This is a genomic window from Bacillus sp. ISL-41, from assembly GCF_018613235.1.
In the GTDB taxonomy this organism is placed as follows: Bacteria; Bacillota; Bacilli; order Bacillales; family Cytobacillaceae; genus Mesobacillus.
The window spans coordinates 38,363-60,427 of sequence record NZ_JAGGQP010000001.1 but is presented as its reverse complement, the minus strand read 5'-3'; the positions used below and the strand labels follow the sequence as shown (position 1 = coordinate 60,427).

Genomic DNA, 22,065 nt, shown 5'->3' with positions numbered 1-22,065 from the left:
TTTAGAAAACTTTTTACAAAGTTTGGTGACTCTTGTCACCGCAAAGGGGGAAGGGAGTTAATGAATCTTTCATCACAGCTTCATCACACGGCCTCAATGCTGGGCAATAAGCCGGCATATTTTTTCATGGACAAAGCAAGCACCTATGCAGAGCTTGATGCTGCTGTTACGAAGTTTGCTTCTGGTCTTGAGAAACTAGGGGTAAAAAAAGGCGATCATATCGCATTGTTGCTTGGAAACTCTCCACATTTTGTCATCAGTATGTACGGAGCGCTAAGGCTCGGTGCAACAGTCATTCCCATCAATCCAATTTACACAGCAGATGAAATCGGCTATATCTTGAACAATGGCGATGTAAAAGTAGTCGTCGGGCTGGATTTAATGCTGCCGCTCGCAGAAAAAATGCATCAGCTTCTGCCAAAGGTCGAACACTTCGTGATTGCGGAAACAGGCCAAAGCCAGATGTCTGAAGAGGAAATGTCCAAGCTTTCTTTAGGTTCGAAAATGAAACCGTTTACACATGTCGTTGGTGCTGGAGACCTTAATTTCAAGGGTCCTGAACTCAATGATGATGATGTCGCAATCATTCTTTATACATCAGGAACGACAGGCAAGCCTAAGGGGGCTATGCTTACACATAAAAATCTATATAGCAATGCAAAAGATGTAAGCGATTACCTTAAGATGAATGAAGATGATAAGGTGATTACCGCTTTGCCTATGTTCCATGTTTTCTGTTTGACAGTCGCTCTTAATGCGCCATTGATGAACGGTGGAACACTGTTGATTGTCCCTAAGTTCAGCCCGGCAGAAGTGTTCCGCATTGCCAGGGAATACGAGGCAACTGTTTTTGCAGGCGTGCCGACGATGTATAATTTCCTATTCCAGTATCCAGAAGGAAACCCGGATGACCTTAAGTCACTTCGACTGTGTATTTCTGGCGGTGCTTCACTTCCGGTTGCGCTTCTCCAGAATTTCGAGCGCAAATTCAATGTAATGGTTTCAGAAGGGTATGGTTTGTCGGAGGCATCACCGGTAACTTGCTTTAACCCTCTTGACCGCCCGCGCAAAGCAGGTTCAATTGGACCCTCAATCGTGAATGTTGAGAACAAAGTTGTCAATGAAATGGGAGATGAATTGGCTCCTGGAGAAGTTGGCGAATTGATCGTCCGAGGCCCGAACGTTATGGCTGGCTATTATAAGATGCCAGAAGAAACAGCTGCGACTATCAGGGATGGCTGGTTGTATACAGGTGATCTTGCCCGCATGGACGAAGAAGGATATTTCTACATCGTAGACCGAAAGAAGGACTTGATCCTTGTTGGCGGATACAATGTATATCCTCGTGAAGTAGAAGAAGTATTATACAATCATCCTGATGTGGTTGAGGTAGCTGTCCTCGGTGTTCCGGATCCGAATTTCGGCGAAGCAGTCAGGTGCTATGTTGTCAGCAAGAATCCTGAATTGACAGAAGATCAGCTGCTCGAATATTGCCGCGAGCACCTGGCGAAATACAAGGTGCCAAGTGCAATCGAGTTCCTTGAAGAACTTCCGAAAAATACAACTGGGAAAATTTTAAGAAGAGCACTGAAAAACCAGGTGTTACAAAAACAATAATTTTTACAGTTGTGAGGCAGGCGCCATGCCTGCCTATTTTTTTGTAATCTCGGCTTCGAAAGCTGGTCCAGAAGTAAATCAAAGCGCTGGTGCTTTTCTGACAAAGGGGCAGGAAATTTGCTGCTTTGGCTAGAATGTCAATTGGAGAAGGAGTTGATCAGTATGGGAAACATCGAATTTCAATTAGAGGGATATACAGCATTCGTTACGCTGAATCGTCCGGACGCATTAAATGCTTTTAATTATGATACGTTAGATGAATTGCAGAAGGTCATTGAAAAAATCAGGACCAACCGTGATGTGAGGGTCGTGATTTTTACCGGAGCGGGTGAGAAGGCATTCAGTGTTGGGGCAGATTTAAAGGAGCGCCGTACACTGTCTGATGAGGACGTAAAGAGGAACATCTATAAAATTGGCGAGGTCTTCACGATGATTGACCAGTTGCCGCAGCCGACAATCGCAGCAATCAATGGATTTGCCTTCGGCGGCGGAATGGAGCTCGCCCTGGCATGTGATTTCCGTATTGCCGCGGCTGGGACGCAGATGGGATTGACGGAGACGAGCCTTGCGATCATTCCTGGGGCAGGAGGAACCCAGCGGCTGCCAAGGCTGATTGGCCAGGCAAAAGCACTTGAGCTGATCTTGACAGCGCGCCGGCTGAAATCAGAGGAAGCGCTGGATTATGGCCTCGTTACTGCAGTAGTCAAAAAAGAAAGCTTGCTTGATGAATGTGTGAAATTTGCCGAAATGATGCTGGCCAACGGACCTGTCGCACTGCAGCAGGCAAAGTACGCTGTCAAGCAGGGGATGAACGCAGACTTGCAGACAGGACTGCAAATTGAGCGCAAAGCCTATGAAGTCACGATCCCGACAGAAGACCGCCTCGAAGCACTCGCAGCATTCAGCGAGAAGCGGAAGCCAGAATTTAAAGGAAAGTAATACTAAACACGGCATTAGCCGTGTTTTTTTTGCTGCCAAGACTGATGTATTGGACCGCAAATAAGGAAATCGTCCATTTTTGGCAATCTACTAGCGGAAACTTTCATTTAAAGACGGTAATTTCGAAAATATATCGGCGGATTTTTAAATATATCGACCACATTTTGTGATATATCAGCGAATTTTCAAATATATCGACCTCAGTTTGTGATATATCGGCGGATTTCCGAATATATCGACCACATTTTTAATTATATCGACCAAATGCTTGTTTAGCAGCCTCCCAGTCATGGGGATTTTTCGCAATAAATTATTTCGATAAAAGAAACACTTTTCCAAGCCACTGGAAGTATGTATAATATATTTTAATTGATTAAAGGATTTGTATTTATACATAGTAATAGAAAGGCGGGAAGCGAGTGGAAAGTACATTGGTTGCTAAGCAGGCAACAGATTTTAAAAGAGGGATTCAATCAGGCATCAGTATTGCAATAGGCTATATGCCGGTTGCGCTTACCTTTGGCCTGATTGCCAAGACAACGGGGCTAGCCCTTAGCGAGACCATCATGATGAGCTTGCTCGTGTTTGCGGGAGCCGCACAATATATTTCATTAAGCCTCCTCGCCCAGGGTATTGGGATCTTTGAAGTCATCCTGACGACCTTTATCGTGAATATCCGCCATTTTCTCATGTCTGCGTCCTTGAATGAAAAAGCAGAAGAGGACACCGTAGCAGAGAGAATGGGCTATTCATTCGGGATTACGGATGAGACGTTTTCAGTCGCAGCGACACGCGAGGGTACAATCAATGCCCGTTATATGTTTGGTTTGAACCTAACTGCTTACTCAAGCTGGGTCGTTTTCTCGGGGTTAGGCTTCATCATTGGGGCAGGATTGCCGCAGACACTCCAGGAGAGCATGTCAGTCGCGTTATATGCCATGTTTGTGGGCTTGTTGGTCCCATCGATGAAAGGGAATGTGAAAGTTGTATATCTGGCCGTACTCGCAGCTGCGTTCAATTCGATTTTTACGATGGCTGAACTAATGTCCACAGGCTGGGCCATCGTGCTGGCAACCTTGCTATCAGCTATTCTTGTAGAAGTAGTTGAAACATTCAAGAAGGGCAGGAGGGCAGAAACCGATGAGTAAAGAAATCGTCATCATGATCATAGGTATGGCTATCGTTACCTATATACCGAGAATGCTTCCGTTTGTAATGTTCCGCGGAAAAGAACTGCCTCCATTCCTGCAGGGCGTCCTCAAAAATGTCCCTTATGCCACACTGGGAGCGCTGATTTTCCCGGCCATCCTGTTCATTCAGGAAGACATCTGGTACGGACTAATCGGTGCAACCGCCGCCTTCATCGTTGCCTTTATGGGAGCGAACGTCATTGTGGTCGTAATTGGTTCGATCTCCGTTTTGACTTTATATTCTTATTTCTTTTAGATCTGCAGATGTGCAGGTCTATTTTTTATGTATAAATGATTACCTGAATAAAAACGGGCTGACTGATCGCAAAAATAAATGAAATGTTGACAAGATGGATGAATAGATTATAATTAACTTTATTAATTCCGACTAAAACAATAAGTTTTATTAGAATAGGGTGGTTAAATTGTTTATTGAAATCAGCAATGTACACAAACAATACGCGGACAAAAATAATCACCAGGTTGATATTCTAAAAGATATTAATCTAGAAGTGAATAAAGGGGAATTCGTATCGATCCTTGGGCCATCTGGCTGCGGTAAATCGACACTTCTTTCTATAGTGGCTGGACTGACTCCGGCAACGAGCGGTGAAATTATTGTCTCTGGCAAAAAGATAGATAAACCAGGAAAGGACAGAGGGATGGTTTTCCAGCAGGCGGCGCTGTTCCCGTGGCTGAATGTCCTGGAGAATGTTCTTTTCCCGCTTAAACAGGAAATGCCAAAGAAACAGGCCGAAGCGGAAGCAAAAAAACAATTACAAAAGGTACAGCTTAGCAAATACCTTTCCCACTATCCCCACGAGCTATCAGGAGGAATGCAGCAGAGGGTGGCGATAGCAAGGGCGCTGGCGATGAATCCGGAAATCCTTTTGATGGATGAACCATTCGGCGCGCTAGATGAACAAACTCGTTCGCGGCTCCATGAACAGCTGGAGACGATCTGGGCAGAAACTCAGAAAACGATCTTGTTCGTCACTCACAGCATCTCTGAATCCATTAAACTATCAGACCGGATCATTGTGATGGGAACGAAGCCAGGGGTGATCCTTAAGGACATTAAAGTAGAGATTCCAAGGCCCCGCCATGAGCATAAAAAAGAGATGGTGGAACTGGAAGAATATATTATGAGTTATTTGAAGAAGGAGATCGACAAAGTCATCAGGGAGGAGCTTGCAGATGAATCCGCACATTAAGAGAATCATATTTTTCGCAGCCATAATTGCATTCTGGTACACAGGAAGCAAGCTTGAATGGTGGATGCCCATCATCCTTCCATCTCCGGAAAAAGTCCTTGAGGCACTGGTCACAGGATTCAAGGATAAAACTTTGATCTATGATCTGATCGCCAGCTTCAAACGTCTCGCGATTGGTCTCGGTCTCTCCCTTGTAATCGGGACTGCGCTTGGAGTACTGCTCGCAAAATCCAAAACGGCGGATGAGACACTGGGAACTATCGTCCTCGCATTTCAAAGTGTCCCGAGCATCGTATGGCTTCCGCTCGCAATTATGTGGTTCGGCATGAATGAAAAGGCCGTAATTTTTGTAGTCGTTCTCGGAGGAACATTTGTCATGACACTTAATATCAGGGTGGGCATCAAAAATGTTTCCCCTTTATTTATAAAGGCCGCGAAAACGATGGGAGTGACAGGCTGGAATTTATATAAAAGGGTTATTTTTCCGGCAGCGATCCCTTATGTGGTAACCGGCTCAAGACTGGCATGGGCGTTTGCCTGGAGGGCTCTGATGGCAGGGGAACTTTTAAGCACAGGCCCAGGTCTCGGATATACGCTCCGTTACGCCTCGGATTTCGGCAATATGGGACTCGTGATTGGCGTCATGATCATTATTGGTGTCATTGGAACAATCGTAGATCAGCTTATCTTCCAGCGCATCGAAAAATCGGTGCTTAATCGCTGGGGACTTGATTCATAAAATAAGGAGGAAAGATTAATGAAAAAAGCTATTTTAATGTTAACAATGTTGTTTACAGCTGCGATGGTACTCGCCGGCTGCGGTTCAAGCGGTTCATCGACAACCTCAGCAGGCAAGGAAAAAATCGTCATCGGCTACTTTCCGAACATCAACCACGTTCCAGCGATGGTGGCAAAAGATAAGGGCTTCTTTGAGCAGCAGCTTGGCGATGGAACCACAATCGAGTATAAGACATTTGCTGAGGGCGGGTCATTCATGACTGCGCTGAAAACAGGAGAAATCGATGCGGGGCTTGTGGGACCTGGACCGGCGATGAACAATTACTCTACTGGTGCAGATGTTAAAATCATTGCAGGGGCTTCCACTGGGGGTACAGTGGTATTGGCAAGAAAGGGAGTCGAGATCAACTCAGCTGAAGACTTCGCAGGCAAGACATTCATCACCCCTGGAGTAGGCTGCACACATGATGTTCAGTACGAAACATACCTTGAAGCAGAGGGAATCACATCACAACGAATCGGCGGAACAATGAAGCATCTTACTGGCCAGCCGGCACAATACGCGGCAATGCTTAAGGCAGGCAAGGTGGATATCGCTGTAGCTCCAGAGCCATGGGCAGCGGTAATTGAAAAAGAAACAGGAGCAGAAGTCGTCATCGGTTGGGATGAAGTATCCTTCGGCGAAACGCTTCCTGCATCCGTAATGGTCACTTCCGGTAAAATGATCGAGGAAAAACCAGAAACCGTACAAAAAATTATTAACGCTCATAAAGATGCTGTGAAATTCATTAATGAAAATCCAGCTGAAGCACAGGAAATAACAATTAAAGACATTAAAGAAACAACAGGGCAGGAGCTTGAAAAAGATGTAGTTGAGCTGGCGTGGGAACGAATTGGTTTCACCCATGAAGTCGATGCGCAGGCAATCCAGGACTTCTCGGATTCATCATACGCATTGAAGTTCCTGAAAGATAAACCAGATTTTAAAACATTGATTGACGATAGCTTTCTAAAAAATTAAGAAGCTTGCATAAAGAAAAAGGTATCAGGAGTTTTCCTGGTACCTTTTTGCTGTTAAAAGCAAGTGGCAGAATAGACGAAGAAATGTAGAATTTAGGAATTACGACAACTGAATCGCTGTTATGGAGATTTCCGTCGTATAAAATAGGAACATGTGCCCGAAAAGTAGAGGAGTCGGAGATTTCGGTAACAAGTTGGAGGAACATGTGCCCGAAAAGTGGAGGAGTCGGAGATTTCGGTAACAAGTTGGAGGAACATGTGCCCGAAAAGTAGAGGAGTCGGAGATTTCGGTAACAAGTTGAAGGAACATGTGCCCGAAAAGCGGAGGAGTCAAAGAATTGGGTAACATGCTGACTGGACATGTGCCCTAAAGGCGAAGGAGTCGAAGATTTAGAAAAAGTTGATGAGCATTTCCCCTGCCAGCAATAACTTGTTCTATTTTTTGGACAAAGGATTAAAATAGTTATAGATATGGTTGTACGTAAAGGGGGAGAAGCTATGGCGAGAAAGATGGGTTTTTATGGTGTGGTCGCCTATGTGCTCTATGGTTTCGCGGTGTACTGGTATTTATTTTACTTTGCAGATAGTAATCTACCATTTGAGTTCGAAGGTTCGAGGGCTGACCCGGCAACATTCTTGAATGGACGAGAATTAATGCTGAGTGAGGAATACTCGAAAATCAGGAATTTATTATTCTTTCTGTCTACACCCTTCGAGTGGCTGTTTTACTTTTTGATTCTTCTGCTGGGACTTTCAAAAGCTTTTAAGAAATGGGGAGAAGAGACGGCGAAGAATAAGTATGGCCAGACAGCGATTTATTTAATATGGCTTTCGTTCTTTGCTTATATCGCGACCTTCCCACTAAGTTACATCAGTTATACGCTTTCCAAGACCTATAATATATCGACGCAAACCTTCGCTTCCTGGATGAAGGATGAGTTGATTGATTTCTGGGTCAACTATGCAATGATGTTCGTCATTGTCATTGTCCTGTACTGGCTGATGAACAAGTTCAAAAGGTTCTGGTGGCTGTTTGCGTGGATGCTGTCCGTTCCGTTCACATTATTCATCATGTTCCTTCAGCCTGTTGTGATTGACCCGCTGTACAATGATTTTTCTCCTCTGAAAAATAAAGAGCTGGAGACAAAAATCCTTGATATTGCGGAGCAGGCTAATATTCCAGCGGATCATGTATTCGAAGTCGATATGGCTGAAAAGACAAATGCGCTGAATGCGTATGTTACGGGAATTGGATCTAATTCAAGGATCGTTCTTTGGGATACGACATTAAACCGGCTGAACGATGACCAAATTTTGTTCATCATGGCCCATGAAATGGCTCACTATGTGGAGAAGCATTTATATATCGGGATCGCCGGCTATCTGGTACTTTCTTTGTTCGGCCTGTACTTTGTTTCAAGACTAATGAACTGGGCGATCAAGCGATGGGGAAAAGAGTTCAAACTAGAGCACCCCGGGGACTTGAGGTCATTCCCGCTGTTCCTGATGTTCCTTTCAATGATCATGTTTGCCGCAAGCCCGGTTTCCAATCTTGTGTCACGTTATCAGGAAACAAGAGCTGACCGGTATGCGATTGAAATGACGGACAACACAGATGCAGCGATTTCTGCCTTCCAGGAACTGACGAAGGCGGGGCGCAGCCAGGTAAATCCTCCATGGCTGGTGAAAATCTTCCGGTATGGACATCCGACAATGCTGGAACGGATTTCCCGACTCGAGGATTATGAAGTGGAAAAGAGGAATGAGCAGGAAGATGAATATTAACCAAGAAAGCCCTCGCAAAATGAGGGCTTTCTTTTTTGGTCGGATCTAATTTAACAAAGCAATCAGCCTTATTCCAAAATAATAAAATATCCCCTATATAGGGGATATCACTCATCTAAGTGCCAAATTGTTTGTTGAGATCCTTCAATTCTTCCGTCAATGTTAAGAACAGGATTTTGTCTCTTTCATCGATTGCTTTATCAATTTTCGACATCAACTTTTCTTTTCTGGTGTTTAGCTGAATTTCGGAAATAAGCATGTCAACATACAGGTCCAGAACAAAAGATTCCTTGGCTTTAATGCGTTTCATCACACTGGCCTTCATGGTTTCAGAATACGATTTTTCTTTCACTGACCTCACCTCTTAGACCTTTTTTATATTATATGGATTATGTAAAAGATAATCAACTAAATTTTTATAATTTTTAGAAAATTTATATTAGGACACTAATTGTGGCTAAAAATAGAACTTTTTCTGTAATTAAATAAAATTTAAACACTTATGGTAAAATAGGGTATAAGGTATTTTAGGAGGTGAAGGAATGACAAGTAATACAAAGAACTTAGTTGAAGAGTACGAAATAAATCCTTTTACCATGATAATTATTCCTGAAGAATACGGCAGCAGGATTTACTCCAGGGTGATCGAGCTGGAGGAGGAGTATTTATCCCCGTTCAGACCAATAGATATCGTTAAGAAAAGCTGCAAATATTTTGGCAGCAGTTACGATGGCAGGAAAGAGGGAACGAAACAGCTTACCGGGATCACCCACAAAACCCCTATCATCATCGACCCTATAAGCTCCATTTATTTCATGCCTACAAGCTCACCTACAAAACCGGATTGCATATGGGTTTCACATGAGCATGTATTATTCCATAAGAAGGTGGATGCTCACAGTACACAGGTTACCTTCAGGAATAAGAAAACCCTGATTCTTCCGGTATCCCATCATTCATTTGAAAACCAGCTGCTGCGGACATCCCTGCTGCGCACCAAATTCATGCAGCGGATGAAAGAAACTGAACGTAAAGCGCTATATCTTCTTCATGGGCCAAAATTCAGTGAAACGCAAGGGTATCCTCATGCCAGCCTCGTCAGTGAGGTATATAAAGACTGAATGAAGAATCCGGTTTTTCAGCCGGATTCTTTTTGTTCTGCTGCAATGGATTTAAACCGTTTGAAAAGGTAGTGGACCATCAGCTCCTGGACTTTGTTGCGTATTCGGGGATTGAAATAGTTATGCTGTTCTTCGTAGCCTTTGTAGATGAAGAGGAACATGGTGAAGGCGTCATCCCGCTTTACTTCTTCAACTTTAAGGTTATTCTTTTTGAGGTAGCTTTTCACGATGAAGAGTTCTTTCTGGACTGCTTTCATTGTTTCTTCAATTAGTTCCAAATAAGGCTTCTTTAATTTGAATGGACTATTTTCAACGACAGAAAGATCCCGGTTGAGCACGACCAATACCATCGGCAAATAGATAGCCTGCTCCATAATATCACGGTCTTTCTCAGGAATCCTTGTCATTTTACTCTGTCCCTTCTGTATAAAATAAGAACATTTGTTCGTAATTATCGTACTGGATTTTGAAGAGGATTTCAAGAGGGTAAAAAAATTTACTCATCACTATCATCTTCTCCAAAACAAAAGGAAACTTGCAGAGTTGGGGAAGTGAGGCACTTAAGGACCTTTTTTCGAAAATAAAAGCAGGAGATTTATTTCTGTTATCGAAATAAATAAAGTGAATAATTTTAACTTTGGAAGGATGGCTACCGAGATGGAAAAGAGATTTATCAAAGCAGAGGATTTATTTGAATTAAAGTCCGTTACTGACCCTCAGTTTTCACCTGATGGCAAGAAGTGTGTGTTTGTACAGACAGAGATGCTGGAGAGTAAAAATGATTATGCCTCTAATTTATACATAATTGACATGGAAGAAGGCGGAGAGCCGAAGCAATGGACTTACGGTGAATACCGCAACCATTCCCCAAGGTGGGCACCGGACGGAACGAAGCTGGCTTTTGTTTCAAACCGCAGCGGCAAAAACCAGATATTCGTTATGGATTCCGCAGGCGGGGAAGCGAAGCAGGCAACTGATTTCAGGAATGGTGCAAATGGACCAGTCTGGTCTCCGTATGGTGATCGAATCGCCTGTTCCGTATCCTTGAAGCCTGATGAAGATTTGCTTGAAAAAGCAGAAGAAAAGAAGGATGACAAGAAGCTTGAACCGTTCGTTGCTGTGGAAATGAAATATAAATCAGATGCAGCTGGTTTCTGGGACGGAAAGTACAAGCAGACAGTCATCGTGAATCTTGAAGATGGCAAGGCAGAGCTTGTGGCAAAAGGTGAAGTGGATTATCATGTGCAATGCTGGTCTCCTGATGCCAGAAGCCTTGTATTGTCGGCAGATGAGTCACCTGAACGCGATTTCTCTTTCAAAAGTGATTTATGGCTGATGGACATCGAGACAGGTAATAAAACGAAACTGACAAATGGCACGGGCTACTTCGGGAATGCTGTCTTTTCTCCTGACGGAAAGTATCTTGGCTACACGGGGCATGAGCGAGGGTTTGAAAATGCAACACTAACCCAGTTGTGGGTTCGGGATATCGAGACGGGTAACATCCAATGCGTGACGGAAAACATGGATATCCTTGTTGGTGACGCTGTTGCCGCTGACTTCCACCAGGGAGCGCACAGCCCGGGGTTGATCTGGGGCGAAGATAGCGGGAGTTTTTATTTCCTTGCGAGCGACCAGGGAAACACCGTTTTATATTTTGCGAACCTTGAGGGCGAAGTGTATCCGGCACTTCTTGACCAGCAGCATGTTTATGGGTACACTCTTGACCGCAAAAACCAGAGAATCATTGCAGCCATCAGCAATCCGGTGCTGCCGGGAGAATTGTTCCAGCTTGAAGTAACCACTGGTGAGATGAAACAGCTGACGTCCGTAAATGAAAAGGTCCTGGAGTCGGTCACTTTATCGAAGTCAGAGCCAATTTCTTTCGAAGCAAGTGACGGCACCCCGCTGCACGGCTGGATCATGAAGCCTGCCGGGTGCGAAGAAGGAAAGAAATATCCGCTGATTCTTGAAGTCCACGGGGGACCGCACGCTATGTATGCGAACTCATACTTTAATGAATTCCAGGTCCTGGCGGCTGAAGGCTACGGAGTCCTCTATATCAATCCACGCGGCAGCCATGGTTACGGACAGCAATTCGTCAATGCTGTGCGCGGGGATTATGGCGGAGGAGACTACCAGGATGTAATGGATGCTGTTGATTACGCGCTGGAAAATTACGATTTCATTGACAACGATCGATTGGGAGTGACAGGCGGGAGCTATGGCGGATTCATGACAAACTGGATTGTCGGACATACGGACAGATTCAAGGCAGCCGTTACTCAGCGTTCGATTTCAAACTGGATCAGTTTTTACGGCGTCAGCGATATCGGTTACTATTTTACAGAGTGGCAGATACAGGCTGACCTCAGTGATTTGGAAACATTATGGAAGCATTCACCTATCGCCTATGTGGATAAAATCAAGACACCATTATTGATTCTTCACAGTGAAAAGGACTATCGCTGTCCAATTGAACAAGCAGAGCAGCTATTCATCGCCTTGAAAAGACAAGGGAAGGAAACAAAGTTCATCCGCTTCCCTGAATCCAACCATGAGCTTTCGAGAAGCGGAAAGCCTAATCTGCGCCTGAGCAGGCTGGCGTCTATTGTTGATTGGTTCAATAGCCATCTATAAAATGAACGAATCACTACCCGCGGCATGCTCTATGCCGCGGGTTAATTTTTGAAAAATTCTCCAGATAAGTTTAAGGTTATAGGTAAAGAAGGAAAATAGTAATAAAGTGTTGCTTTCGAATTAATGTTGCTAATCAACTAGTCCGGCTGTGAATCAAAACATTGCAAAAGCAACAAGTTAACAAAAAGGACTTAATAAAAGTCCTGTTACAACAATACCTATAAATCGGAAGGGTTTTTCGTATGAGATCTGATAGGCATCAACACAAGAAAAGAAAAAAGAGAGTCAGGTGGTCAGGCATTTTTCTGCTGTTATTCCTTCTGGTCGGAGCAGCAGCGCTGTATTCCTATATGCAGTACCGTTCCGGGGTGAATGATTCAGAAAAGGCAGCGGAAGAAAACAAACAGGAGTATCATTTCAATGGCGAGAGCGACAGCAATGGCTTGACGAATATCCTGCTGATTGGCAGTGATGCAAGAGGGAAGGAAACTTCGCGTGCAGATACAATTATGATCGCCAGCTATAATCCAGATACAGAATCTTATAAATTGACCTCAATCATGAGGGATACGTATGTGGAGATCCCGGGTCACGGAAAGAATAAAATCAACTCTGCTTTTGCGCTTGGCGGGCCGGAATTATTGCGGCAGACCATAAAAGAGAACTTCGATGTCAGCCTTCAATATTATTCAATAGTTGATTTTGAGGGGTTTGTCCGTCTGGTTGATGAAGCATTCCCTGAAGGTGTTGAAGTCAATGTTGAAAAGAGAATGTCCGAGGGAATTGGTGTCACACTGGAACCAGGTGTACAGAGACTGGATGGGAAGCATCTGCTTGGATATGTCCGATTTCGCCAGGATGCAGTTGGTGACTTTGGCCGTGTTGAACGCCAGCAAAATGTCATAAAGGAAGTCGGCAAGCAGTTCGCCAGCATCCAGACATTGCCGAAACTCCCTAAATTGGTGGGAGTCCTGACACCGTTTGTCAATACCAATATGGATACAGGCGATATCATATTTATGGGAAAAGGCCTGATTTCAAAAGACAATCGGAATATCGAAACAATGAGGATCCCTGTAGAGGGTTCATTCGAAAATCAGAGGGTGAGCGGTGCAGGAGCAGTTTTAGTAATAAACTTTGAAGAGAACAGGGCCGCGCTGCAGGAATTTCTATCTAAATAGGATAGGCTGTTGTTAAAAATTCCCCAATTAAGAATTAGAGGTGTACAATTATTTTTAAGAGGTAAAAGGATAAGGTAGTCAGAAGCCTATTAAGATTTCAGGTTTCTGATTACCGAGTTGTTTGGACAAGGAGATTTCAATGGATGTAGAACTGATGAAAGAATGGTTTACAATTGAAAACATTATGGATTTGCTCAGCCAATACCGCTCTTTTGGGCCGATTCCCGGCATTCTTCTGCCCATGCTTGAGGCGTTTTTGCCGTTCCTGCCTTTGTTTTTATTTGTCATGGCGAATGCGAACGCGTTTGGGCTGTGGCTTGGGTTTCTCTTTTCCTGGACTGGAGCCGTTCTCGGAGCATTGCTCGTTTTCTTGATTTTTCGCAGGTACGGCCAGGGAAGAATACTTAGGTTCTTGCAGCGTCATCCTAAAGTCCAAAAGGGGATGAATTGGATAGAACGCCACGGTTTTGGGCCAATCTTCCTGATGCTGTGCTTCCCTTTCACTCCATCTGCCCTCGTCAATATTGTGGCAGGGCTTTCTAAAATCAGTATGGCTCAGTATATGCTTGCAGTAATAACCGGGAAAATGGTGATGATATTTACGATCAGTTTCGTAGGATATGATATTCGTTCATTGATTACCAATCCTGCGCGAACTGCCATCGTTCTGGCTGTAATCGCCATTCTTTGGTATATCGGCAAAAGAATTGAAGTAAAGATGAATATGAGTGTTGGAAAAGACGATAATGACAAATAGCAGGAACAGGATAACAGGTGGTGAAGGTAGTCGATGATACAAGTCATGAAAAGGGAAGGTCTTGAATGGATCAAGGCTTTTGCTCTCGGAATGATCATATTTGTCTTTATCAGGATTTTCTTTTTTTCCAATTATGTAGTTGAAGGGGAATCCATGCTTCCGACTCTGGAGGACGGAAATAAAGTCGTAGTCAATAAGCTGGGATATGAGACGGAAGATCTTGAAAGGTTTGACGTGATCGTATTCCATGCGAATGAGGAAGAGGATTATGTGAAGCGGGTCATCGGCTTGCCAGGAGAAAAAGTAGAATATCGGGAGGATATGTTATTCATCAATGGCAAAAAAGTGAATGAACCTTTTTTGAAGCAGTACCGCGAACAATCCCCCGGAGGCTACTTGACAGGCGATTTTACTATTGAAGACTTGACTGGGGTTGAAAGAGTGCCTGAAGGAAAGTTGTTTGTACTTGGCGATAACCGCCTTGGAAGCTGGGACAGCCGGCAATTTGGCTTCATTTCAGAGGATCAGGTCGTTGGCAAGGTTAATCTTAGATACTGGCCGCTCGAAGAAATGGATATATCGTTCTGACAATACATATAGAGAAGTGGAAGGACTCGTCAATTTTCGAGTCTTTTTTTATTTCGTCCATGTTAGACTGAAAACATTATCATGATAACAGGGCGGAGATTATATGCAGGGAACATTGCCATTGATCAAAACAAAATTAATTGTTCCTGGCTTACAGGAACAATGGATAAGGCGGGCAAAATTATCGAGGAAAATGAAAGCGATTTCCGAAAAGCCGCTGACCATTATCCAGGCGGGCGCCGGTTATGGCAAGAGCACGGCTCTGGCATTGCATGTCAAAGACCAGAAACAGTCATGCTGCTGGTATACAATCACTTCTTCCGATGACGATATTCTTCCGTTTCTTTCCTATTTGACAGCATCGATTCAAACCTTGTTCCCGGACTTTGGCCACGAGTTAATACCATATATGAAAAAAATGGACCGTTATATAAGGGAAGAGGAACTAGGTATGCTCTCTTCACTTTTCATCAATGAGATCCTTCAGATACCGGAACAGATCATTGTCATCCTTGATGATTTCCACGCGATCGAACATTCCTACCATATCAATGTCTGGATGGAAAAACTGCTGGAGCATATGCCGGGCCATCTCCATCTTGTGATTTCGGCCAGAACAAAGCCGGGCTGGAAAGTACTTGCTAAGATAAGGGCGAAAAATGAGTTAAATGAAATTTCGAAGGCAGATTTGATTTTCGGCAAAGAAGAAATTGAGCTGCTCCTTTCTGATCATTATCAGATGACTATTAGCGACGAACAGATTGACCAGCTGTATCACATTACAGAAGGGTGGGTCATCGCAATTGGAATGATCGCTCAGCAGCTGCCGCATCTTCATAGCCTTGACGAGCTCCTGGCAGAGCCTGCAAAGTCGCTTGAGGATCTTTTTCAATACTTGGTTTATGAAGTGTTTTCGAAACAGCCCCCAATGATCCAGCAGTTTCTTGAACAGACAAGCATCTTTGAAGAAATAAGCACGGATGTATGTGACCATATCCTCGGTATGAACGGTTCCATCCAGATGCTGCAGCAGCTGACTGTGAAAAACCTGTTCATTCAAGAGATTGGCGAGAGCCAGTTCAGGTATCATGCCCTTTTCCGCGAATTCCTCGAGAACAGGCTGATCACAAGCCAGCCTGAACAATACAGAGTTTTAATGATGAACAGTGCCTATTATTTTGAAAAAAAAGGACAGTGGGAAGAGGCTTTATACTGCTATGAAAAAATTGGCCAATATCAGGCAGCTGCGGCGATTATGGATGAACAGGGGATGGAGCTTCTCGAAATGGGAAAGCTCGAGAATCTGCAGGAGCGGCTGGCAAGAATCCCGCTGGAAGATAAAAACCGCTATTGGTCACTTTTATTTCTTGAAGGCGAAGTGTACCGTTACCGCTCATTGTACAAGCAAGCCGAAGCATGTTATGAACAGGCAATTCAGACAGCTGACAGAATGGGAAATGCGGAATGGAAAAGCAAGGCACTCGAAGGCAAAGCGAAAATTTATCTTGATACAATCCAGCCGCTTAAGGCTGAACGCATTTTAGCTCAGGCTATTGAGCTTCGGGAAGAGGCGATGCTTGATGCTGCTGCAGAGGAAACGGGAAGGCTCTATCGCCTTCTTGCTGAAAACCTGATCAATTCCGGGCAGGCTCTGAAGGCAGAAAAATGGATAGAACGGGCAAGGTCGATGGGTGTCCATATTGAGGATGGAAACCTGGAAGCCCGGCTAACTTTAAGGACCGGCCGATTTGAAGAAACGAGAAGGATTCTAAATGATGTTAAAACAAATGGGCATCTGGATGAAAAGCAGCATTTGCCGCAATCACATAGGGAAACGGATTTGCTGCTGGCATTGATTGAAGCTTTTACAGGCAATGGCATGCAGGCGAAGACCTTGTCTCAATCAGGGATACAGTATGGGATTGACATCCAGGCTCCATTTGTGGAGGCTTGCGGATGGATCAGGATGGGCCATGCAGTCCAGCTGATTGAACAATATGACCTGGCTCTGGCAGAAAAATGCTATGAAACGGCACTCGATATCATGGGGCGTCTGAGCATCGAAAGAGGGAAGGCCGAACCGCTGATGGGCCTGTGTATCCTCTATGGATCAAGGCGTGAATATGAAAGGGCAGCTGAGGCTGGAAGAAAGGCGCTGCTGGAAACAGAACAGGTGAAGGATGTTTGGCTGTCAGCCCTCATTACCTTATGCCTGGCCATTGCGTCAATCTACAACGAAAGGCACAAGGAAGCATTCGAGAACCTTCGCAAAGCAGAGGGACTGATCAGTCAGTGCGGCGATGAATATGGCAGGATGCTGCTAGCGTTTTGGACGTCCTATTATTATTTCTCTTTAAATGACGAGCAGGAGTTCAGAACAGCATTTTCAAGCTTTTTAAAATGGATGAAGACAGGAGGATATGAATTTTTCCTGAAAAAGCGGACGACATTTGGTCCCCGGGACTTGCAAATTTTCGCCCCGATGCTCATTCAAGCAGTAAAGCACTCGATAATGCCCGGATATGCAGAGAAGCTGCTGGAGGATTTGAAAATTCCGCGCTTGAATGCCCACCCTGGCTATACATTAAGAGTACAAACGCTTGGTCAATTCAGGCTCTGGCTTGGAGACCGGGAAGTGGAGGACAGGGATTGGCAGAGGGGGAAAGCAAAAGAGCTTTTCCAGCTTTTCTTGACGAAGAGAAGCCAGTTCCTGATGAAGGAGGACATTTTCCAGATTCTATGGCCAGTCCATGAGGAAAAAAGTGCAGACAGGGACTTTAAAGTTGCTCTGAATGCCTTGAATAATGTACTGGAGCCTGCCCGCAAGGCGAGATCCACCCCGTTTTTCATTATCAGGGAGGGAACAGGCTACGGAATTAACCCTCAGGCAGCAATTGAACTGGATTCCCGTATTTTTGAAGAATGGGCAGAAGCCGGCCTTGAAGAAAAGAACACCGAAAAGTCTATGGAAGAATTAGAACGTGCCTTGAATTTATATAACGGGGATTATCTTCCTGAACGACGGTATGAGGATTGGTGCCTCAATGAACGTGAACGGCTGCTTGTATATTTTTTGCGCAGTGCCGAAAAGCTCGCTCAGCTGAATGTAAGGCGTGAAAACTATGATTCTGCCATTCATTGGTGCCAAAAAATCCTCCATAGAGACAGGACATGGGAGGAAGCCTACCGATTGCTGATGTTTTGCTATTATCGGAAGAACAATCGCCCGCAGGCAATACGATGGTATAAAAAATGCAGTGAAGTGCTGGAGGAGGAACTGGGAGTCACTCCGCTGGAACCGACTAGGCATATGTATGAGATGATTATTGAAGGACATAATCAATAGACTTACAGGAGGAAATGGAATGGAGCACAAAAGACAGATTCACAGTTCATTAAAGGTTTTATTGGTATCGGACCTGGAAAAATCGCGGAATTTTTACTCTGATGTATTAGGCTGCGAGGTGACGGACTGGTGGGCCATTCGTGATGGGTTTTCTGGACTGGCAATAAAACTGCTGCAAGCCAGCGAACCGAAAGATGTGAGGCCTAATCCGCCGGCAGCAAGTGAAAAGCAGGGGTTCGACCTATATTGCTATGTTGAAGACTGGAATTCGCTTGATGAGTTATACCATGAATTCAAAGAAAAGGGGGCGCAAATGGCCATTGAGCCATGGGTTGATGAGAATAATGGCCCCTGGAAGGAGTTTGCCATCAAAGACCCTGATGGCTACTGCATTGCATTTGGCGGGACGGACGGCTTTTGACTATGCTGATGCATGTGTTAGTCACGTTTAAGCCACTGTAAGGATGCGGTCAAAATAACTTTTTAGGATCAGCCATCTTGCCGGATAGGTTGCACCAAAATCAGCTATTGTCTCATTTGAATACATCAGCAGACAATCAATCTGCTTTTTGTGCAGCTTTAAATCATAGAAGAGGGCGTGCGGGATTGTATAATGCTGGTTTAATTGATAAGGGTTTAATTTTACAGGAACTACACTTTCTTTATCCATTAAGTCCAGCAGGGCCGCTTGCTGTATTTCAACGCTCTCATCCTGCAAGTGCCCATTTATATGAATCTTTTCATTGATCAAATAGATTCCCTTCATAGAAATCCCCTCCATGTTCTAGGCAATTTAGTAAAGTTATTGCCATAAAAATAGGAGGGGATACTATTTTATTCGGAAATATAAAAGTGGAATTTTACGGTTGGCGGAAATTATAAATCATGCCTGCAGTATATTTGCCGGAATGAACAACAAAATACGGCATTCATGAACTTGTTCCCTTTTATTTATTTCACTATTAATTTCTTAACTACTCCTCTGTTTTTCACCTTCAACAATGCCCTCCATGACATACCCAATTTGCTGTAACTCATTTGTAACTTCCATTTTTTAAGATGATGTCAAAGCTTGTGGGCTTTGGAATCACTATTTTAAAGGGGGAAAGGAAATGAAAGCTGGTCAGCGGAATTTTGTTTTATCTTTTATGCTCATTTTGGTCCTGTTGTTTACAAGTGCCTGCGGTGGATCGGGGACAGAGAAGTCAGGCGGTACGGAAGGAAAAGAAGGAAAAGATGAACCGAAGAACACGGAACCAATTAAGATTGGTGTGCTGGCTTCGCAAACAGGCGGACTTGAAGCATATGGAAAGCAGACACTACGCGGGTTCGAGCTAGGACTAGAATACGCAACTGACGGAACGAATGAAGTAGCGGGCCGAAAAATCGAATTCATCGTTGAAGATACGGAAACCAAACCTGAGGTAGCAGTCCAAAAAGCAACGAAGCTGCTTGAAGAAGATGAAGTAGACTTCCTGGTCGGATCTTCAAGCTCAGGTGACACGCTAGCAGTCCTGCCATTAGCTGAGGAATATGAAAAAATCATGATCGTCGAGCCGGCTGTAGCGGACAGCATTACGGGCTCTGAATTCAATGAATATATTTTCCGCACGGCGCGTAACTCTTCGCAGGATGCTGTTGCGGGTGCCGCGGCCATTGCCAAGGATGGTGTAAAAATCGCGACTCTGGCTCCGGATTATTCGTTTGGCCGTGATGGCGTCGCAGCGTTCAAAGAAGCAGCAGAAAAACTTGGCGCTGAAATCGTCCATGAAGAATATGCAGATCCAGCTGCAACTGACTTCACTTCCAACATCCAGAAAATCATCGACCAGAAGCCAGATTACTTATTTGTTGTCTGGGCTGGAGCGAATTCTCCATGGAACCAGATTTCAGATATGAAGGTCCAGGAAAAAGGAATCAAAATCTCCACAGGTGCTCCTGATATCGCAGCGCTGGCAACGATGGAGCCGCTTGTCGGCATGGAAGGCTTTACCGTCTATTATCATGACCTTCCGCAAAATGACATCAATAAATGGCTTGTTGACGAACATAAAAAACGCTTCAACGGTGAGCTGCCGGATTTATTTACACCAGGAGGCATGACAGCCGCGATGGCGATTGTCGAAGCGTTGAAGAAAACCGAGGGTGACACGGATTCCAAGAAATTGATCGAAACGATGGAGGGAATGAGCTTTGATTCTCCAAAAGGCAAAATGACCTTCCGGGAAGAAGACCATCAGGCACTCCAGGCATTATACGCTATCAAATTGGAGAAAAAGGATGGGGTCGACTATCCAGTTCCAGTCCTGATTCGTGAGCTCTCTCCAGAAGAAACAGCCCCGCCGATCCGCAATTAACAAACAGGTCTATAATGAACTTCGGTAACTCAGCCGAAGTTCATTATGCTTTTACTGAATCGGTGCGCAGACGTAATTTTATCAAGGGTGGTGAAGTACATGACGGCAATTATCGAGACGAAAGACCTTAGCATTACATTTGGTGGCCATACTGCGGTAGATTCAGTCAGCATCTCTGTGCCGCACAATCATTTCAAATCCATTATCGGTCCGAACGGTGCCGGAAAAACGACATTCTTCAACCTGTTAAGCGGGCAGCTCATGCCGACGAACGGACAGGTCATGTATAAAGGCAATGACATCACAAAGCTTTCTCCGACCAAAAGGACCAGGGCCGGAATCGGGCGGTCCTTCCAGATCACCAATGTCTTCCCCAATTTGACGGTTATGGAGAACGTCCGGCTTGCAGTCCAGTCCCATGAAGGAGTGCGTTTTCAGATGCTGAGGCATTTCCGTTCTTTTAAAAAGTTCGAAGAGCAGGCAGAAGAGTGGCTGAAGCTTGTCTTGCTTGATAGCAAGAAGGACGCGCTCGCGAGTAATCTTGCCCATGGAGAGAAAAGGAAGCTGGAAATTGCGATGCTGCTGGCTTTGAACACAGAGGTGCTGCTGCTCGATGAACCGACAGCAGGCATGTCACTGGAAGAGGTCCCGGCAATCCTTGAGGTAATCAGGAAAATCAAGGAACGCGGCGACCGGACGATCGTTTTGATTGAACACAAAATGGATATGATCATGGATCTTTCGGATTCGATCATGGTTTTGTTCAATGGTGCTCTGCTCGCCGACGGGACGCCTGAGGAAATCATGAAAAATGAAACGGTACAGTCTGCCTATTTGGGAGGTTTGCATAGTGAACACGCTGCTAAAGCTTGACCAGGTCGAGACATTCATCGGCCAGTATCACATCCTTCAAGGTATCTCATTTGAAGTGCCAAAGGGGGAGGTTACCGTACTGCTGGGGCGGAATGGAGCCGGGAAAACAACGACACTGAGAACAATCATGGGGCTGAACCCGGCTGCTAAAGGCTCGGTTCAATTTAAAGGTGAAGAAATCAAGAGCCTGCCAACCTATACGATTGCAAATAATGGGATTGGTTATGTGCCTGAAGACCAGGGGATTTTTGCCGGCCTTACCGTCGAAGAGAATATCAAAGTGGCGATGAAAAAAGAAAATGATGAAACCCGGCAGCGGCTGGACTGGATTCTGGAGCTTTTTCCTGACTTGAAAAAATTCTGGAAAAAACCGGGCGGGCTTTTGAGCGGCGGCCAGAAGCAGATGCTTTCCATCGCAAGAGCGTATGTCAATGACAATGAACTGCTCTTGATCGATGAACCAAGCAAAGGCCTTGCTCCGATCATCGTTGAGAAAGTAATGGAGTCCATTCAGCAAATGAAGGATAAGACAACAATCATCCTTGTTGAACAAAATTTCATGATGGCCAGCAGTATTGGCGACAGCTTTTACATTATCGATGATGGCAGGACGGTTTCGAATGGCTCGATGAACCTCCTCCGTGAGGACGAAGAAATGAGACGGAAATATCTCGGCATTGCGTAGGAAAGGGGGAAGCA

21 protein-coding genes are annotated in these 22,065 nt (G+C 44.7%); 18 read left to right on the top strand and 3 right to left on the bottom strand.

Annotated elements, in window-relative coordinates; translation table 11 throughout:
• Positions 1-60: 60 nt before the first annotated feature.
• The 8 genes from J7I80_RS00270 to J7I80_RS00235 all read left to right on the top strand — a co-directional run bounded on the left by J7I80_RS00270 (position 61) and on the right by J7I80_RS00235 (position 8,503).
• Positions 61-1,617, top strand: a complete 1,557-nt coding sequence (locus tag J7I80_RS00270; RefSeq protein ID WP_214735447.1) for a fatty acid--CoA ligase family protein — start codon at positions 61-63, stop codon at positions 1,615-1,617.
• 162 nt (positions 1,618-1,779) lie between these two features.
• A complete protein-coding gene (locus J7I80_RS00265) occupies positions 1,780-2,556 on the top strand; it encodes an enoyl-CoA hydratase-related protein (RefSeq protein WP_214735446.1) in 777 nt (258 codons plus the stop codon).
• A 419-nt stretch (positions 2,557-2,975) separates the two neighbouring features.
• Positions 2,976-3,704 carry an AzlC family ABC transporter permease gene (locus J7I80_RS00260; protein ID WP_214735445.1) on the top strand — a complete coding sequence of 243 codons (729 nt, stop codon included), beginning with the start codon at positions 2,976-2,978 and terminating at the stop codon, positions 3,702-3,704.
• Positions 3,697-4,002, top strand: coding sequence for an AzlD domain-containing protein (locus J7I80_RS00255; RefSeq protein WP_214735444.1), 306 nt, complete (start codon positions 3,697-3,699; stop codon positions 4,000-4,002). Before J7I80_RS00260 ends, J7I80_RS00255 begins: the two co-directional genes overlap by 8 nt.
• Before the next feature lie 169 nt (positions 4,003-4,171).
• Positions 4,172-4,960 carry an ABC transporter ATP-binding protein gene (locus J7I80_RS00250; RefSeq protein WP_214735443.1) on the top strand — a complete coding sequence of 263 codons (789 nt, stop codon included), beginning with the start codon at positions 4,172-4,174 and terminating at the stop codon, positions 4,958-4,960.
• Entirely contained in the window at positions 4,944-5,699 is a 756-nt protein-coding gene (locus J7I80_RS00245) for an ABC transporter permease (RefSeq protein ID WP_214735442.1), read from the top strand. The genes J7I80_RS00250 and J7I80_RS00245 overlap by 17 nt, the downstream gene beginning before the upstream one ends.
• 18 nt (positions 5,700-5,717) lie before the next feature.
• Positions 5,718-6,719, top strand: a complete 1,002-nt coding sequence (locus J7I80_RS00240; protein WP_214735441.1) for an aliphatic sulfonate ABC transporter substrate-binding protein — start codon at positions 5,718-5,720, stop codon at positions 6,717-6,719.
• Between the two features lie 497 nt (positions 6,720-7,216).
• A complete protein-coding gene (locus J7I80_RS00235; RefSeq protein ID WP_214735440.1) occupies positions 7,217-8,503 on the top strand; it encodes a M48 family metallopeptidase in 1,287 nt (428 codons plus the stop codon).
• Between the two features lie 115 nt (positions 8,504-8,618).
• On the opposite strand, the gene J7I80_RS00230 is transcribed toward J7I80_RS00235, so the two are convergent.
• Entirely contained in the window at positions 8,619-8,813 is a 195-nt protein-coding gene (locus tag J7I80_RS00230) for an IDEAL domain-containing protein (protein ID WP_225650507.1), read from the bottom strand.
• A gap of 232 nt (positions 8,814-9,045) precedes the next feature.
• On the opposite strand from J7I80_RS00230, the gene J7I80_RS00225 reads away from it, so the two are divergent.
• A complete protein-coding gene (locus J7I80_RS00225; protein WP_214735439.1) occupies positions 9,046-9,624 on the top strand; it encodes a competence protein ComK in 579 nt (192 codons plus the stop codon).
• A 17-nt stretch (positions 9,625-9,641) separates the two neighbouring features.
• Here the strand turns inward: J7I80_RS00225 and J7I80_RS00220 are convergent, their stop codons facing one another.
• Positions 9,642-10,031: a YhjD family protein gene (locus J7I80_RS00220; RefSeq protein WP_214735438.1), complete on the bottom strand. Its 390-nt coding sequence runs from the start codon at positions 10,029-10,031 to the stop codon at positions 9,642-9,644.
• Between the two features lie 250 nt (positions 10,032-10,281).
• Between J7I80_RS00220 and J7I80_RS00215 the strand changes: the two genes are divergently transcribed.
• From J7I80_RS00215 to J7I80_RS00190, 6 genes are all read left to right on the top strand, one after another.
• Positions 10,282-12,264 carry a S9 family peptidase gene (locus J7I80_RS00215; protein ID WP_251027509.1) on the top strand — a complete coding sequence of 661 codons (1,983 nt, stop codon included), beginning with the start codon at positions 10,282-10,284 and terminating at the stop codon, positions 12,262-12,264.
• Between the two features lie 242 nt (positions 12,265-12,506).
• Entirely contained in the window at positions 12,507-13,445 is a 939-nt protein-coding gene (locus tag J7I80_RS00210) for an LCP family protein (protein ID WP_214735436.1), read from the top strand.
• Between the two features lie 139 nt (positions 13,446-13,584).
• Entirely contained in the window at positions 13,585-14,202 is a 618-nt protein-coding gene (locus tag J7I80_RS00205; protein WP_214735435.1) for a TVP38/TMEM64 family protein, read from the top strand.
• Between the two features lie 33 nt (positions 14,203-14,235).
• A complete protein-coding gene (gene lepB, locus J7I80_RS00200; RefSeq protein WP_214735434.1) occupies positions 14,236-14,790 on the top strand; it encodes a signal peptidase I in 555 nt (184 codons plus the stop codon).
• A 103-nt stretch (positions 14,791-14,893) separates the two neighbouring features.
• Positions 14,894-18,136 (top strand): ATP-binding protein, encoded by a 3,243-nt coding sequence (locus J7I80_RS00195; protein WP_214735433.1) that lies wholly within the window; start codon positions 14,894-14,896, stop codon positions 18,134-18,136.
• Between the two features lie 19 nt (positions 18,137-18,155).
• Positions 18,156-18,557 carry a VOC family protein gene (locus J7I80_RS00190; protein ID WP_214735432.1) on the top strand — a complete coding sequence of 134 codons (402 nt, stop codon included), beginning with the start codon at positions 18,156-18,158 and terminating at the stop codon, positions 18,555-18,557.
• 27 nt (positions 18,558-18,584) lie between these two features.
• Here the strand turns inward: J7I80_RS00190 and J7I80_RS00185 are convergent, their stop codons facing one another.
• Complete coding sequence (locus J7I80_RS00185) at positions 18,585-18,902, bottom strand: hypothetical protein (RefSeq protein WP_214735431.1); 318 nt, start codon at positions 18,900-18,902, stop codon at positions 18,585-18,587.
• Positions 18,903-19,284: 382 nt separating this feature from the next.
• On the opposite strand from J7I80_RS00185, the gene J7I80_RS00180 reads away from it, so the two are divergent.
• The 3 genes from J7I80_RS00180 to J7I80_RS00170 all read left to right on the top strand — a co-directional run bounded on the left by J7I80_RS00180 (position 19,285) and on the right by J7I80_RS00170 (position 22,051).
• Positions 19,285-20,493: a substrate-binding domain-containing protein gene (locus tag J7I80_RS00180; protein WP_483297677.1), complete on the top strand. Its 1,209-nt coding sequence runs from the start codon at positions 19,285-19,287 to the stop codon at positions 20,491-20,493.
• A gap of 99 nt (positions 20,494-20,592) precedes the next feature.
• Positions 20,593-21,366, top strand: a complete 774-nt coding sequence (locus tag J7I80_RS00175; RefSeq protein ID WP_214735429.1) for an ABC transporter ATP-binding protein — start codon at positions 20,593-20,595, stop codon at positions 21,364-21,366.
• On the top strand, positions 21,344-22,051 hold the full coding sequence (locus tag J7I80_RS00170; RefSeq protein ID WP_214735428.1) for an ABC transporter ATP-binding protein: 708 nt from the start codon (positions 21,344-21,346) through the stop codon (positions 22,049-22,051). Before J7I80_RS00175 ends, J7I80_RS00170 begins: the two co-directional genes overlap by 23 nt.
• The last annotated feature ends 14 nt before the right edge of the window (positions 22,052-22,065 follow it).

What these genes read in the sequence shown, in the direction of transcription:
- J7I80_RS00270 (WP_214735447.1), top strand. Translation starts at nt 61, where the DNA reads ATGAATCTTTCATCACAGCTTCATCACACGGCCTCAATGCTGGGCAAT.
- J7I80_RS00265 (WP_214735446.1), top strand. Translation starts at nt 1,780, where the DNA reads ATGGGAAACATCGAATTTCAATTAGAGGGATATACAGCATTCGTTACG.
- J7I80_RS00255 (WP_214735444.1), top strand. Translation starts at nt 3,697, where the DNA reads ATGAGTAAAGAAATCGTCATCATGATCATAGGTATGGCTATCGTTACC.
- J7I80_RS00245 (WP_214735442.1), top strand. Translation starts at nt 4,944, where the DNA reads ATGAATCCGCACATTAAGAGAATCATATTTTTCGCAGCCATAATTGCA.
- J7I80_RS00240 (WP_214735441.1), top strand. Translation starts at nt 5,718, where the DNA reads ATGAAAAAAGCTATTTTAATGTTAACAATGTTGTTTACAGCTGCGATG.
- J7I80_RS00235 (WP_214735440.1), top strand. Translation starts at nt 7,217, where the DNA reads ATGGCGAGAAAGATGGGTTTTTATGGTGTGGTCGCCTATGTGCTCTAT.
- J7I80_RS00230 (WP_225650507.1), bottom strand. Translation starts at nt 8,813, where the DNA reads ATGAAACGCATTAAAGCCAAGGAATCTTTTGTTCTGGACCTGTATGTT.
- J7I80_RS00225 (WP_214735439.1), top strand. Translation starts at nt 9,046, where the DNA reads ATGACAAGTAATACAAAGAACTTAGTTGAAGAGTACGAAATAAATCCT.
- J7I80_RS00220 (WP_214735438.1), bottom strand. Translation starts at nt 10,031, where the DNA reads ATGACAAGGATTCCTGAGAAAGACCGTGATATTATGGAGCAGGCTATC.
- J7I80_RS00215 (WP_251027509.1), top strand. Translation starts at nt 10,282, where the DNA reads ATGGAAAAGAGATTTATCAAAGCAGAGGATTTATTTGAATTAAAGTCC.
- J7I80_RS00210 (WP_214735436.1), top strand. Translation starts at nt 12,507, where the DNA reads ATGAGATCTGATAGGCATCAACACAAGAAAAGAAAAAAGAGAGTCAGG.
- J7I80_RS00205 (WP_214735435.1), top strand. Translation starts at nt 13,585, where the DNA reads ATGGATGTAGAACTGATGAAAGAATGGTTTACAATTGAAAACATTATG.
- lepB (WP_214735434.1), top strand. Translation starts at nt 14,236, where the DNA reads ATGATACAAGTCATGAAAAGGGAAGGTCTTGAATGGATCAAGGCTTTT.
- J7I80_RS00195 (WP_214735433.1), top strand. Translation starts at nt 14,894, where the DNA reads ATGCAGGGAACATTGCCATTGATCAAAACAAAATTAATTGTTCCTGGC.
- J7I80_RS00190 (WP_214735432.1), top strand. Translation starts at nt 18,156, where the DNA reads ATGGAGCACAAAAGACAGATTCACAGTTCATTAAAGGTTTTATTGGTA.
- J7I80_RS00185 (WP_214735431.1), bottom strand. Translation starts at nt 18,902, where the DNA reads ATGAAGGGAATCTATTTGATCAATGAAAAGATTCATATAAATGGGCAC.
- J7I80_RS00180 (WP_483297677.1), top strand. Translation starts at nt 19,285, where the DNA reads ATGCTCATTTTGGTCCTGTTGTTTACAAGTGCCTGCGGTGGATCGGGG.
- J7I80_RS00175 (WP_214735429.1), top strand. Translation starts at nt 20,593, where the DNA reads ATGACGGCAATTATCGAGACGAAAGACCTTAGCATTACATTTGGTGGC.